Origin of the sequence: Pseudomonas sp. W2I6 (assembly GCF_030815935.1) — a bacterium.
Classification (GTDB): domain Bacteria; phylum Pseudomonadota; class Gammaproteobacteria; order Pseudomonadales; family Pseudomonadaceae; genus Aquipseudomonas.
In genome coordinates this window covers 4,476,601-4,489,973 of record NZ_JAUSXJ010000001.1, presented here as the reverse complement: position 1 = coordinate 4,489,973, position 13,373 = coordinate 4,476,601, and the positions used below count along the sequence as shown (strand labels likewise).

15 protein-coding genes and 1 pseudogene are annotated in these 13,373 nt (G+C 60.9%); all 16 read left to right on the top strand.

Annotated features, from left to right (window positions below; genetic code table 11):
- Positions 1-85 precede the first annotated feature (85 nt).
- The 16 genes and pseudogenes from QF039_RS20580 to QF039_RS20505 all read left to right on the top strand — a co-directional run bounded on the left by QF039_RS20580 (position 86) and on the right by QF039_RS20505 (position 13,325).
- Positions 86-613 carry a YceD family protein gene (locus tag QF039_RS20580; RefSeq protein WP_004371317.1) on the top strand — a complete coding sequence of 176 codons (528 nt, stop codon included), beginning with the start codon at positions 86-88 and terminating at the stop codon, positions 611-613.
- A gap of 13 nt (positions 614-626) precedes the next feature.
- The gene (gene rpmF / locus QF039_RS20575) at positions 627-809 is read left to right on the top strand and encodes a 50S ribosomal protein L32 (protein ID WP_004371305.1); all 183 of its coding nucleotides are present in this window, start codon (positions 627-629) and stop codon (positions 807-809) included.
- A gap of 4 nt (positions 810-813) precedes the next feature.
- A complete protein-coding gene (gene plsX, locus QF039_RS20570; protein WP_080673274.1) occupies positions 814-1,824 on the top strand; it encodes a phosphate acyltransferase PlsX in 1,011 nt (336 codons plus the stop codon).
- A 126-nt stretch (positions 1,825-1,950) separates the two neighbouring features.
- A complete protein-coding gene (gene fabD / locus QF039_RS20565; protein ID WP_102604969.1) occupies positions 1,951-2,889 on the top strand; it encodes an ACP S-malonyltransferase in 939 nt (312 codons plus the stop codon).
- A gap of 30 nt (positions 2,890-2,919) precedes the next feature.
- Positions 2,920-3,663: a 3-oxoacyl-ACP reductase FabG gene (gene fabG, locus QF039_RS20560; protein ID WP_004371297.1), complete on the top strand. Its 744-nt coding sequence runs from the start codon at positions 2,920-2,922 to the stop codon at positions 3,661-3,663.
- 192 nt (positions 3,664-3,855) lie between these two features.
- The gene (acpP, locus tag QF039_RS20555; RefSeq protein WP_004371293.1) at positions 3,856-4,092 is read left to right on the top strand and encodes an acyl carrier protein; all 237 of its coding nucleotides are present in this window, start codon (positions 3,856-3,858) and stop codon (positions 4,090-4,092) included.
- A 110-nt stretch (positions 4,093-4,202) separates the two neighbouring features.
- Positions 4,203-5,447: a beta-ketoacyl-ACP synthase II gene (fabF, locus tag QF039_RS20550; protein ID WP_307520391.1), complete on the top strand. Its 1,245-nt coding sequence runs from the start codon at positions 4,203-4,205 to the stop codon at positions 5,445-5,447.
- Positions 5,447-6,262: an aminodeoxychorismate lyase gene (gene pabC / locus QF039_RS20545; protein WP_004371289.1), complete on the top strand. Its 816-nt coding sequence runs from the start codon at positions 5,447-5,449 to the stop codon at positions 6,260-6,262. The genes fabF and pabC overlap by 1 nt, the downstream gene beginning before the upstream one ends.
- Before the next feature lies 1 nt (position 6,263).
- A pseudogene (gene mltG / locus QF039_RS20540) lies at positions 6,264-7,383 on the top strand (endolytic transglycosylase MltG).
- Between the two features lie 19 nt (positions 7,384-7,402).
- Positions 7,403-8,035: a dTMP kinase gene (gene tmk, locus QF039_RS20535; RefSeq protein ID WP_004371284.1), complete on the top strand. Its 633-nt coding sequence runs from the start codon at positions 7,403-7,405 to the stop codon at positions 8,033-8,035.
- A complete protein-coding gene (locus QF039_RS20530; protein ID WP_004371282.1) occupies positions 8,028-9,017 on the top strand; it encodes a DNA polymerase III subunit delta' in 990 nt (329 codons plus the stop codon). Before tmk ends, QF039_RS20530 begins: the two co-directional genes overlap by 8 nt.
- A 63-nt stretch (positions 9,018-9,080) precedes the next feature.
- Positions 9,081-9,866, top strand: coding sequence for a TatD family hydrolase (locus QF039_RS20525; RefSeq protein WP_307520387.1), 786 nt, complete (start codon positions 9,081-9,083; stop codon positions 9,864-9,866).
- A 438-nt stretch (positions 9,867-10,304) separates the two neighbouring features.
- Positions 10,305-10,958 carry a TetR/AcrR family transcriptional regulator gene (locus QF039_RS20520; RefSeq protein WP_004371278.1) on the top strand — a complete coding sequence of 218 codons (654 nt, stop codon included), beginning with the start codon at positions 10,305-10,307 and terminating at the stop codon, positions 10,956-10,958.
- Positions 10,959-11,097: 139 nt separating this feature from the next.
- On the top strand, positions 11,098-12,066 hold the full coding sequence (locus QF039_RS20515; RefSeq protein ID WP_004371275.1) for a GTP 3',8-cyclase MoaA: 969 nt from the start codon (positions 11,098-11,100) through the stop codon (positions 12,064-12,066).
- 75 nt (positions 12,067-12,141) lie between these two features.
- Complete coding sequence (locus QF039_RS20510; protein WP_063027950.1) at positions 12,142-12,747, top strand: DUF4823 domain-containing protein; 606 nt, start codon at positions 12,142-12,144, stop codon at positions 12,745-12,747.
- Positions 12,748-12,764: 17 nt separating this feature from the next.
- Entirely contained in the window at positions 12,765-13,325 is a 561-nt protein-coding gene (locus QF039_RS20505) for a DUF1285 domain-containing protein (RefSeq protein WP_307520384.1), read from the top strand.
- Positions 13,326-13,373: the final 48 nt, after the last annotated feature.

Below are 13,373 nucleotides of genomic sequence, written 5' to 3'. Positions count from 1 at the left end.
CGCGGATTCTAGCGGGGAGGCCCGGTGACGGACAGGGCTGAATTTCCTTTGACATGGCCGGGTGCATCCCTATAATGCTGCGCCTATGTTGAATGACCCGATTCCACCTCACGTTGACCCGCGCAAATTGGCTGATCGTGGCACCACCCTTCAAGGTGAGCTGCTCCTGGCCGATTTGGAGAGACTCTGCGACCCGCTTTCCGACACTGTCGGTACGGTGCAGGCTAAATTCGTTTTTGAACGAGATGAACGTAAGTCTGTGGTAATCCACAGCTTTATCGACACCGAAGTCAAAATGGTTTGCCAGCGTTGTCTTGAGCTGGTCACCCTGCCGATCCACAGCGAATGCAGTTATGCTGTGGTGAAAGAGGGTGCGAATACCCAGTCGTTGCCGAAAGGTTATGACGTGCTGGAACTGGGCGAAGATCCTTTGGATCTGCAGTCACTGATCGAGGAGGAGCTTTTGCTCGCCTTGCCCATTGTGCCTGCTCATCATCCGGAAGAATGCCAGCAGCCGGCGGGTCTCGATGAGCCCGAACCGAGCGAGGACGAGGTAACGCGGTCCAACCCGTTCAGTGTATTGGCGCAGTTAAAGCGTGACCCAAACGTTTAGGAGTTAATCAATTATGGCTGTTCAGCAGAACAAAAAATCCCGCTCTGCCCGTGACATGCGTCGTTCGCACGACGCCCTGACGGCAAGCACTCTGTCTGTAGAAAAAACCACCGGTGAAGTTCACCTGCGTCACCACGTATCGCCAGAAGGCGTATACCGTGGCCGTAAAGTGATCGACAAGGGCGCTGACGAGTAATCACTTGTCTGCTCAAGTCATCGCGATTGACGCAATGGGCGGGGACTTCGGTCCCCGCAGCATTGTTCAGGCCTGCATTGCTTGCCTGTCTGCCACGCCCTCGCTGCACCTGACCCTCGTCGGTCAACCCTCCTTACTTGAAGAACTGATTGCCAGCCATCCGGCGGTGGATCGCGCGCGCCTGACTATTACACCGGCCAGCGAAACCATCACCATGGATGAAAAGCCTGCGCAGGCCTTGCGCGGCAAGCCTGATTCTTCGATGCGGGTGGCGCTTGAGCTGGTACGCGACGGCAAGGCCCAGGCCTGTGTCAGTGCCGGCAATACCGGGGCGTTGATGGCGTTGTCCCGGCATGTGCTGAAGACCCTGCCGGGCATTGACCGGCCGGCGATGGTTGCGGCTATTCCGACCCAGCAGGGCTATTGCCAGTTGCTGGACCTGGGGGCGAACGTCGATTGCAGTGCCGAGCATCTGCTGCACTTTGCCCTGATGGGCTCGGTGGCGGCCGAAGCGCTGGGCGTGGCCCGGCCTCGGGTGGCGCTGCTGAATATCGGCACCGAAGACATCAAGGGCAACCAGCAGGTCAAGCTGGCGGCGACGCTGTTGCAAAGCGCGCGAGGCCTGAACTACATCGGCTTTGTCGAGGGTGACGGTCTGTACCGCGGCGAAGCCGACGTGGTGGTGTGCGACGGTTTTGTCGGCAATATCCTGCTCAAGTCCAGCGAGGGCCTGGCGACGATGATTGCTGCGCGCATTGAGGCCTTGTTCAAGCGCAACCTGGCGTCACGCCTGGTGGGCGCCCTGGCGCTGCCCTTGATGCGGCGCTTGCAGGCTGACCTGGCTCCGGCGCGGCACAATGGTGCGAGTTTCCTGGGGTTGCAGGGCATCGTGGTGAAAAGTCATGGTTCGGCGGGGGTGCAGGGTTTTCAAAGTGCCATCCAGCGCGCCTTGATCGAGATCCAGGAAAACCTGCCGCAACGCTTGCACGGCCGCCTTGAGGATCTGTTGCCTTAGGCGAATCGGGCCGGAAATGCTTAAATGTGACCGGCCAGTTCAATTGACCATCCAATCTGTCAGTTTCTTGCGCTCCCACGTGTGGGGCGCCAATTTCCGACGACCAGATCATTAGGGGCTTGTTACATGTCTACATCCCTCGCATTCGTCTTTCCAGGGCAGGGTTCGCAGTCCCTCGGCATGTTGGCCGAGCTGGGCGCGGAACATCAGTTGGTCCTGGACACTTTCAAGGAAGCCTCCGATGCCTTGGGTTACGACCTGTGGGCACTGACCCAGCAAGGGCCGGAAGAGCTGCTCAATCAAACCGACAAGACCCAACCCGCCATCCTCACCGCCTCCATCGCCCTGTGGCGTCTGTGGCTGGCTGAAGGCGGCGCACGTCCGGCCTACGTTGCCGGTCATAGCCTGGGCGAATACAGCGCCCTGGTGGCCGCTGGCAGCCTGACCCTCGGTGAAGCGGTCAAGCTGGTGGAGCGTCGTGGCCAGTTGATGCAGGAAGCGGTTCCTGCCGGGCAGGGCGGCATGGCTGCCATTCTCGGCCTGGAAGATGCTGACGTGATTGCCGCCTGCGCCGAAGCGGCCCAGGGCGAAGTGGTCAGCGCCGTGAACTTCAACTCCCCTGGCCAGGTGGTGATCGCCGGCGCCAAGGCGGCGGTAGAGCGCGCCATCGAAAGCTGCAAGGCCCGTGGCGCCAAGCGTGCGTTGCCGTTGCCGGTCAGCGTGCCGTCCCACTGCGAACTGATGCGCCCGGCTGCCGAGCGTTTCGCCGAGTCGATCGCTGCGATCAACTGGCAGGCGCCGCAGATTCCGTTGGTACAGAACGTCAGTGCCGCCGTGGCCTCTGACCTGGAAACCCTCAAGCGCGATCTGCTGGAACAGCTGTACAAGCCGGTTCGCTGGGTTGAGTCGGTGCAGACCCTGGCCGCCAACGGCGCCACCCAATTGGTAGAGTGCGGCCCGGGCAAAGTCCTCGCCGGCTTGAACAAGCGTTGCGCCGAAGGCGTGTCGACTTCCAACCTCAATACCCCGGATGCCTTCGCTGCCGCTCGCGCAGCCCTGGCCTGACGTTAATTTCCGAACCTAGGAGAAGCCTGCATGAGTCTGCAAGGTAAAGTTGCACTGGTCACCGGCGCAAGCCGTGGCATTGGCCAGGCGATCGCCCTGGAGCTGGGCCGTCTGGGCGCTGTGGTCATCGGTACCGCAACCTCCGCCGCCGGCGCTGAACGTATTGCCGCGACGCTGAAGGAAAACGGCGTCCAGGGCACGGGTCTTGAGCTTAACGTGACCAGCGATGAGTCCGTGGCGGCCGTATTGGCTGAAATCACGGCGCAATTCGGTGCACCGGCTATTCTGGTGAACAATGCCGGTATTACCCGCGATAACCTGATGATGCGTATGAAAGACGACGAGTGGCATGACGTCGTTGATACCAACCTGAACAGTCTGTTTCGCCTGTCCAAGGGTGTTTTGCGCGGCATGACCAAGGCTCGTTGGGGTCGAATTATCAATATTGGCTCTGTTGTGGGTGCCATGGGCAACGCAGGCCAAGTAAACTACGCAGCCGCCAAGGCCGGTCTGGAAGGTTTCAGCCGTGCATTGGCGCGTGAAGTAGGCTCGCGGTCGATTACGGTCAACTCGGTGGCCCCAGGGTTCATCGACACCGATATGACCCGCGAATTGCCTGAAGCGCAGCGTGAAGCGTTGCTGACGCAGATTCCGCTGGGCCGTCTGGGCCAGGCCCAAGAGATCGCGAATGTGGTCGCTTTCCTGGCATCCGACGGTGCGGCATACGTGACTGGGGCTACAATCCCGGTGAACGGCGGGATGTACATGAGTTAAATTGTGACGGATCGCTTCAAAAAAATGTCATACGAGCTGTCTAAAATCCGTTATAAAGCTGCAATCTATTTATAGGCAGATGGCCAATAGGGTACGAGGGTGAAGCTTTCAGTTGAAAAGCTGAAAAGTCTTTCTATACACTTACCCACTGGCCAGCTGCCTGAATTTGTCCATTAGGAGTGAAAACAAGGTATGAGCACCATCGAAGAGCGCGTCAAGAAAATCGTTGCCGAGCAACTGGGCGTTAAAGAAGAAGAAGTGACCAACAGCGCTTCCTTCGTTGAAGACCTGGGTGCCGACTCCCTTGACACCGTTGAGCTGGTGATGGCTCTGGAAGAGGAATTCGAGACCGAAATCCCGGACGAAGAAGCTGAAAAAATCACTACCGTTCAAGCTGCTATCGACTACGTTACTAGCCACCAGGCGTAATAGTTTGTAATCGTCGCTTGCTGTGATGGAAAAACCGCACTGCCCTATGGCGTGCGGTTTTTTCCTTTAAGCCTGATGCAAAGTGTCGTCATTAGAAAAAGGAGAGTGCTGTGTCGCGTAGACGCGTCGTAGTCACCGGTATGGGTATGTTGTCGCCACTGGGTACGGATGTGCCGAGCAGTTGGCAGGGCATTCTGGCTGGCCGCAGTGGTATTGGTCTGATCGAACACACGGACCTTTCTGCCTATTCCACCCGTTTTGGCGGCTCGGTAAAGGACTTCAATGTCGAGGAATATCTCTCGGTCAAAGAGTCCCGCAAACTCGACCTGTTCATTCAATACGGCCTGGCAGCCGGTTTTCAGGCGGTGCGTAATGCCGGCCTGGAAGTCACCGACGCCAACCGTGAGCGCATCGGCGTGGCCATGGGTTCGGGTATTGGCGGTCTGACCAATATCGAAGAAACCAGCCGCACCCTGCATGAGTCCGGCCCTCGCAGAATTTCACCGTTCTTCGTGCCTGGCTCGATCATCAACATGATTTCCGGTTTCCTGTCCATCCACTTGGGTGCCCAGGGGCCTAACTACGCCATTTCCACGGCGTGCACCACGGGCACTCACTGCATCGGCATGGCGGCGCGCAATATCGCCTATGACGAGGCCGACGTGATGATCGCCGGCGGTGCCGAGATGGCCGCCTGCGGTTTGGGCATGGGCGGCTTCGGCGCGTCCCGTGCGTTGTCGACCCGCAATGACGAGCCGACCCGTGCCAGCCGTCCGTGGGACAAGGGCCGCGACGGTTTTGTTCTGGCCGACGGTGCCGGTGCGCTGGTACTCGAAGAGCTGGAGCACGCGAAGGCCCGTGGCGCCACCATCTACGCCGAGCTGATTGGTTTCGGCATGAGCGGTGATGCGTACCACATGACCTCGCCTCCGTCGGACGGCGCGGGTGCTGCACGCTGCATCACCAATGCGTTGCGTGATGCCAAGGTCAACGTTGACCAGGTGCAGTACATCAATGCCCATGGCACTTCGACCCCGACCGGCGACCTGGCGGAAGCCGAGGCCATCAAGTCGGTGTTCGGCGAGCATGCCTACAAGCTGGCGGTCAGTTCCACCAAGTCCATGACCGGGCACCTGTTGGGTGCGGCGGGCGCGGTCGAGGCAATCTTCAGCGTGCTGGCCATCAAGGATCAGGTCGCTCCGCCGACCATCAACCTCGATGAACCGGATGAGGGCTGCGACCTGAACCTCGTGCCTCACGAGCCGCAGAAGATGCCGATCGACGTGGTGCTGTCCAACTCGTTCGGTTTTGGTGGTACCAACGGTTCCCTGGTGTTCCGCCGGTTCGCCGAGTGATGGAGAGCTGGGTCGACGGTCAGCCGGCGGGCGCAGTGCCCCTGAAAGACCGTGGCCTGGCATACGGTGATGGGCTGTTCGAGACCATTGCCGTCAAGGCCGGGCAGCCCGTGCTGCTTGACCGCCACCTGCAGCGCCTTGAAGAAGGTTGCAGGCGGTTGGCGATTGTTGCGGATCAACCCCTGATCCGCAGCGAATTGCTGGCCTACGCCGCCGCCCTCGGTGACGGTGTACTCAAGTTGATCCTGACCCGTGGCGACAGCCAGCGCGGTTATGGCATCAGTGCTGGCGCTCCGGCGCGGCGCATTCTGCAAGGCAGTCCACCTGCCACTTATCCCCCGGAACATGCAGCGTCAGGCATTCGCCTGTTTGCGTGTACCACGCGTTTGTCCGAGCAACCGTTGCTTGCCGGCCTCAAGCACCTCAATCGCCTGGAACAGGTATTCGCCCGCGCCGAGTGGCAGGATGCCGATCACGCCGAAGGTTTGATGCTGGATATGTCCGGTCGAGTCATCGAAGGCGTCTTCAGCAACCTGTTCCTGGTGTGTGACGGCGTGTTGCTGACCGCTGATCTGAAACGCTGCGGCGTCGCCGGCGTCATGCGGGCCGAGCTGTTGGCCCAGGCGCAGGCGTTGGGCATCCCGACAAGCGTGGCCGATATCAGCTTTGAGCAGCTGCAACAGGCCGATGAAGTCTTGGTGTGCAACAGCGTATATGGCATTTGGCCGGTGCGCGGATGTGCTGCGATGAGCTGGCCGGTTGGGCCGCTCACCCGTAAACTGCAGGGCATTGTTCGCGCACTATTGGATATTTGATTTGAGACGTAAATTTGTATTGTTGCTGGAGATCGGTCTGGTCCTGGCGGGTTTGCTGCTGGGCGCTTCGGCCTGGAAGCTGAACTCGGCCCTTGAGCAGCCCCTGAATCTGACCCAGGAGCAATTGCTGGACGTACCGGCCGGCGCGACGCCCCACCGGCACCTTCAATCGTCTGGAAAACGACGGCGTGCTCAAGGATGCGTTCTGGTTGCGTCTCTACTGGCGCTTCAACCTCGACGGCCAGCCGCTGCACAGCGGCGAATACCGCATGACCCCGGGCCTCACCGCCGAGGGCCTGATCGGCCTGTGGCAGCGTGGCGAAGTGGTGCAGTACAGCATTACGCTGGTGGAAGGCTGGAACTTCCGCCAGGTGCGCGCGGCCCTGGCCAAGCATGAAAAGATCGAGCAGACCCTGTCCGGCCTGAGTGACAGCGAGGTGATGGAAAAACTCGGTCACCCGGGCGTATTTCCTGAAGGGCGCTTCTTCCCGGACACCTACCGCTTCGTGCGTGGCATGAGCGACGTTGAACTACTGAAAAAATCCTACAACCGTCTGGACGATGTCCTCGCCCAGGAGTGGAGCAAGCGCGCGGCCGATGCGCCGTACACCGACCCCTATCAAGCGCTGATCATGGCCTCGCTGGTGGAGAAAGAAACCGGCGTGCCGGAAGAGCGCGGCCAGATCGCCGGGGTATTCGTGCGGCGCATGCAGATCGGCATGCTGCTGCAAACCGACCCGACGGTGATCTACGGCCTCGGCGAGCGCTACACCGGCAAGCTGACCCGTGCGCACCTCAAGGAAGCCACGCCCTACAACACCTACGTGATCGCCGGCCTGCCGCCGACGCCGATTGCCATGGTCGGGCGGGAGGCGATTCATGCTGCGCTGAACCCGGTGGCGGGCAGCAGCCTGTATTTCGTTGCCCGAGGCGATGGCAGCCATATTTTCTCGGATAACCTGGATGCGCATAACGCAGCAGTGCGTGAGTTCCAGATGAAGCGTCGCGCCGATTACCGTTCCAGCCCGGCGCCGGCGGCAAAGCCTGCGGACGCGCCGCTGGATACGCCCGCCGAGCCGGCTCCGGCACCCGATGACGCCGCACCGCAAAGCCCGCAATGACTCTGACTAAGGACTGCCTGTGACTGGCTTGTTTATTACCCTGGAAGGCCCGGAAGGCGCCGGCAAGAGCACCAACCGTGAATACCTGGCCGAGCGCCTGCGCGCCGAAGGTATCGAGGTGCTGCTGACCCGTGAGCCTGGCGGCACGCCACTGGCCGAGCGTATCCGTGAAGTGCTGCTGACCCCGGGCGACGAACAGATGAACCCCGACACCGAGCTGTTGCTGGTGTTCGCCGCCCGCGCCCAGCACCTGGCCGAAGTCATTCGCCCGGCACTGGCCCGGGGCGCCGTGGTGATTTGTGACCGGTTTACCGATTCCACCTATGCCTATCAGGGCGGCGGTCGTGGCTTGTCCCTGGAGCGCATTGCGGCCTTGGAAACCTTCGTCCAGGGCGATTTGCGGCCCGACCTGACCCTGGTGTTCGATCTCCCGGTGGAAGTCGGCATGGCCCGTGCCTCCGCCCGGGGTCGCCTCGATCGTTTCGAACTGGAAACCCGAGTCTTTTTTGAAGCTGTGCGCGGCGCGTTTCTCAAGCGCGCCGAAGCCGACCCCGCCCGTTACTACCTGTTGGACGCCGCACAACCGTTGACTCAGGTTCAGCAGTGCATTGACGCCCTGTTGCCGAAGCTTGTGGAGCGTGTCCGTGGCTGAAGCCTACCCGTGGCAGGACAGCCTCTGGCAGCAACTGGCGGGCCGTGCCCAGCACGCCCACGCCTACCTGCTCCACGGCCCGGTGGGCATCGGCAAGCGCGCCCTGGCCGAGCGGCTGATGGCAAGCTTGTTGTGCCAGCGGCCCAACGGCCTGGAAGCCTGCGGCGAATGTAAATCCTGCATGCTGCTCAAGGCCGGCAGCCACCCGGACAATTATCTGCTGGAACCGGAAGAGGCCGACAAGGCGATCAAGGTCGACCAGGTGCGTGATCTGGTCAGCTTCGTGGTGCAGACCGCGCAGATGGGCGGGCGCAAGGTGGTGCTGATCGAACCGGTGGAGTCGATGAACATCAACGCCGCCAACGCCTTGCTCAAGAGCCTGGAAGAACCGTCCGGCGATACCGTGCTGCTGCTGGTCAGCCACCAGTCCAGCCGCCTGCTGCCGACCATTCGCAGCCGCTGCGTGCAGCAGGCCTGCCCGTTGCCGAGCGAAGCCATGAGCTTGCAGTGGCTGGCCCAGGCGTTGCCGGACTGCGGCGAGGCGGAGCGCGTCGAGTTGCTGACCCTGGCGGCCGGTTCGCCCCTGGCGGCGGTCAAGCTCCAGGCCCAGGGCGTGCGTGAACAGCGTGCGCTGGTGGTGGACGGGGTGAAGAAACTGCTCAAGCAGGAAGTGTCGGCCACGCAACTGGCCGAAAGCGCCTGGAAAGACATTCCCTTGCTGCTGCTGTTCGACTGGTTTTGCGACTGGTCGAGCCTGATCCTGCGCTACCAGCTGACCCAGGACGAAAACGGCCTTGGGCTGCCGGACATGCGCAAAGTCGTGCAATACCTGGCGCAGAAGAGCGCCCAGGACAAGGTGCTGAACATCCAGGACTGGATCCTCGCCCAACGCCAGAAGGTCCTCGGCAAGGCCAACCTCAACCGCGTGCTGTTGCTTGAGGCCTTGCTGGTGCAGTGGGTCGGTTTGCTCGGCCGCCGTTAATTTCAGTGGCCGACGGGTGTATCGTTGGCCAGACACTTTCCGTGACTCAAGTTGTAGATCCCTATGCTCGTAGATTCCCATTGCCACCTTGATCGCCTCGACCTGGCCCAGCACGGCGGCTCCCTCGACGCCGCCCTTGAAGCTGCGCGCCAGCGCGGGGTAGGGCACTTCCTGTGCATCGGCGTCAGCGCGGAAAACGCCGCCGACGTCAAAGCCCTGGCCGATCGTTATGCCGATGTCGACTGCTCGGTGGGCATTCATCCGCTGGACCTCAAGCCCGGCGAAGCCCCGGCCCTCGACTGGCTGCTCGGCGAACTCAATCACCCGCGCGTGGTGGCCATCGGTGAGACCGGCCTGGATTACCACTACGAACCGGAAGCTGCCGAGTTGCAGCAGGCGTCGTTCCGTCTGCACCTGCAAGCCGCCCAGCAGACTGGCAAGCCGGTGATCGTCCACACCCGTGGCGCCCGTGCCGACACCCTGACCCTGCTGCGCGAAGCCGCGCTGCCCCAGGCTGGTGTGCTGCATTGCTTCACTGAAGACTGGGACATGGCCAAGGCCGCGCTGGACCTTGGTTTCTACATTTCCTTGTCGGGCATCGTGACCTTCCGCAACGCCGATGCCCTGCGCGATGTCGCGCGCCAGGTCCCGGCAGACCGCCTGCTGGTGGAAACCGATTCGCCGTACCTGGCGCCAATTCCTCATCGCGGCAAACCCAACCTGCCGGAATACGTACGGGATGTGGCGGATTACCTGGCGATGCTGCGGGGCGAGTCCTGCGAGCGCTTTGCCGAACAGACCACCGAAAACTTCAAGCGCCTGTTCCCGCTGGCCCACGTCGGCCACTGAATCGCAGGCAAAAAAAACCCGGGTTCTGGGGGGTGAATCCGGGCTAAGACCATTAGGAGTAAAACAAGGGTACGCAGTCCGTCGGTACCCAGGTCGACGCGTCACTTGGGGGAGATGCCACGCCGACATTTCAAGTATTGATCAGTATCCGATTCAGTCCAGCCACATCTGATCGTTTTTTAAACAGATTTGGAATACGCCCGCTTCGGTTGAGTTCTCATTGGATGCGATGCACACGCGCCAATCACCTGTTTTATTTCTGACTCGAATCGGCACATTCGTTGGCGTGTTGTAAGTTAAGTGCAAAGGTTGTTCATATAGGCGTTGCCCAACGACCGTTCAGTCGGGATAATCCCGCGCACCGGGTAAAACGTTCCGACAAGCACGGCTTGGGGAGCGAACGCCCTTCCAATATCCATCTCTGCAGACCTTTTTCTTATGCACAAAGAACCCCGCAAGGTCCGTGAGTTTCGCCGCCGCGAGCAGGAAATTCTCGACACCGCACTCAAGCTGTTCCTCGACCAGGGTGAAGACAGCGTCACCGTCGAGATGATTGCGGATGCCGTGGGTATCGGCAAAGGCACCATCTACAAGCACTTCAAGTCCAAGGCCGAGATCTACCTGCGCCTGATGCTCGACTACGAGCGCGACCTGAACGAGCTGCTGCACTCGGCCGATGTCGACAAGGACAAGGAAGCGCTGTCCCGCGCCTACTTCGAGTTCCGCATGCGTGACCCACAGCGCTACCGCTTGTTTGATCGCCTGGAAGAAAAAGTGGTGAAGGGCCATCAGGTGCCGGAAATGGTCGAGGAGCTGCACAAGATCCGTGCCTCGAACTTCGAACGCCTGACCCTGCTGATCAAGGGCCGTATCAGCGAAGGCAAGCTCGAAGACGTGCCACCGTATTTCCACTACTGCGCCGCCTGGGCGTTGGTGCACGGCGCCGTGGCGTTGTACCACTCGCCATTCTGGAGCAATGTGCTGGAAGATCAGGAAGGTTTCTTCCAGTTCCTGATGGACATCGGCGTGCGCATGGGCAACAAGCGCAAGCACAGCACTGATTTGCCGAACGCCGAAACGCCGGCCACTTGAATCATTCGCCAGCGTGATGGCGATATGATTTCCTGCCCAGCGCAGTAACCCAGGAATATACTCAGGCAAGGACCTTGCTAAAACTTGATTTTTCAGTCAGGTTTTAGTGCGCCCGAATTATCCTCTGCCGGAGTGATCCATGATCGTTGATCGTCAAGGCAGGCGATTCCGCAATTTGCGGATCAGCCTGACCTCAGCCTGCAATTACGCCTGTACCTACTGCGTGCCCAACGGCAAGCGGCTGGTGGCTGCGCAGGACGAACTGTCGGCCGAGGCGATGGCGCGGGGTGTCGAGTACCTGATCGAGGCCGCCGGCATCGAGCGCCTGCGGATTACCGGCGGTGAACCGTTGGTCAGCCCCAAGCTGGAAGCCTTCATGGGCGCGGTGGGGCAGATGGGGCTCAGTGATATCAGCCTGACCACCAACGGCCAACTGCTGGCGCGCAAACTGCCGCTGCTGGTGGACGCCGGGATTCGCCGGATCAACGTGTCCCTCGACACCCTGGACGCCGACGCCTTCCGCAGCATCGCTCGCGGTGGCGACCTGGCCACCGTGCTCGACGGCATGGACCAGGCGAGCGCCGCCGGAATCAAGATCAAGGTCAACATGGTGCCGCTGCGCGGCCAGAACCTCGACCAGGTGATGCCGCTGCTCGACTACTGCCTGGAGCGTGGCTACGAGTTGCGCTTTATCGAATTGATGCGCATGGGCCACCTGGCCAACGATTCCAACGCGTTCCTGCAGCAATTCGTCAGCCTCCAGCAATTGCTCAGCCTGATCGGCGAACAGTACGAATACCTGCAAGCCAACGCCCCGGTGGACGCCACTGCCGTGCGCTACGAAGTGCCCGGCAAAGGTTTCTTCGGTGTCATTGCCAACGAAAGCGTGCCGTTCTGCCGGACCTGTTCGCGTTTGCGCCTGTCGTCCACTGGCTGGCTGCATGGCTGCCTGTCGTCGAGCAACCGCCACTACGTCGGCGACCTGCTGGACAAACCCCGCCACCAGGCCCTGCCGGCCTTGCAGCGCTTGTTGGTCAAGGCCTTGGGTGACAAGCAGGAAGTGGCCTTCTCCGGCGGCGCCACCATCATGAAGATCATCGGCGGCTAGTCTCGCAAGCTGGCGCAAAATCTGCATCTCGTGCCCATTCGCCGGTTTTCCGTCACCGGCCTTTGGAGAATTAGGATGCGTAGTCTGGTTTTGGTGCTGGCGTCACTCGCGCTGGGTGGCTGCATGACCGTCAGTGATATGGCCGAAGGCACGCGCTATCAGATGAGCGATGCCGGGCTGCTGGACCACAGCGATACTCGCCGCGTCAATTCGGTCCGCATACAGCCGGACTCCTTCGTCTTCATCGCCCAGGGCGCCTTCACCCCGCCGGGCAGTGCTTATCCACGGCCTAACGTGGTGGCCGAGGAAGCCTTCAACGGCTTTGTCGAATATTTCCCGATGGTCCGCCGCGCCCGCAAGCCGGAAGGCCTCGAGCAGGCGATGTCGGAAGCCCGCGCGGCGGGTGCGCATTACCTGCTGTACTGCCGCTTCGCCCAGGCGGATGACCGTATCGGCAACGCCGATGAATGGTCTGACCAGGAGGCGGTGGATCGCCTGGGTATCGACACCGGAACCATCCAGGTCATGTTGATCGAGACCAGTACCCAGTATTTGATTGATACTGTGCGCATCCATAGCCGTGGCGGTTTACTGACGTTCCACGACAACAAGCCAGATGACCTGATCGGCAAGCCCCTGGCGCACTACGCGCGCAGCCTGTTGGGCATGAGCGATCAGTAAGACACAAGGAGAGCAGCATGACCGATTCGGCCAAGGCCAATGAGTTGTTGGCGCAATTGCCCAAGGGCAAGGGGCCCGCGCCGGTGCATCTGTGGAACCCGGCGTTTTGCGGCGATATCGACATGCGCATCGCCCGCGACGGCACCTGGTTCTACATGGGCACACCGATTGGCCGCAAGCCGATGGTCAAGCTGTTCTCCAATATCATTCGCCGCGATGGCGATGATTATTTCCTGATCACCCCGGTGGAAAAGGTCGGGATCAAGGTCGATGACGCGCCCTTTGTCGCCGTGACCCTGGAAGTCGAAGGGCAGGGCGAGAGCCAAGTCCTGCGCTTTACCACCAATGTCGATGAACAGGTCGAAGCCGGTATCGAACATCCGCTGCGGGTGATGATCGACCCGGACACCCAGGAACCCTCGCCATACCTGCGGGTGCGCACCAACCTCGAAGCCCTGGTTCACCGCAATGCGTTCTACCAGCTGGTGGAGCTGGCGGTGACCCGTCCGATCAACGGTAAGAACTGGCTTGGCGTCTGGAGCGGCGGGGTATTTTTCCCCATCGGCCTGGAGCCCTGAGGCTGATTTCTCGCTATCCCTGAAATAATTCGCTTGCTGTAGCCGGGC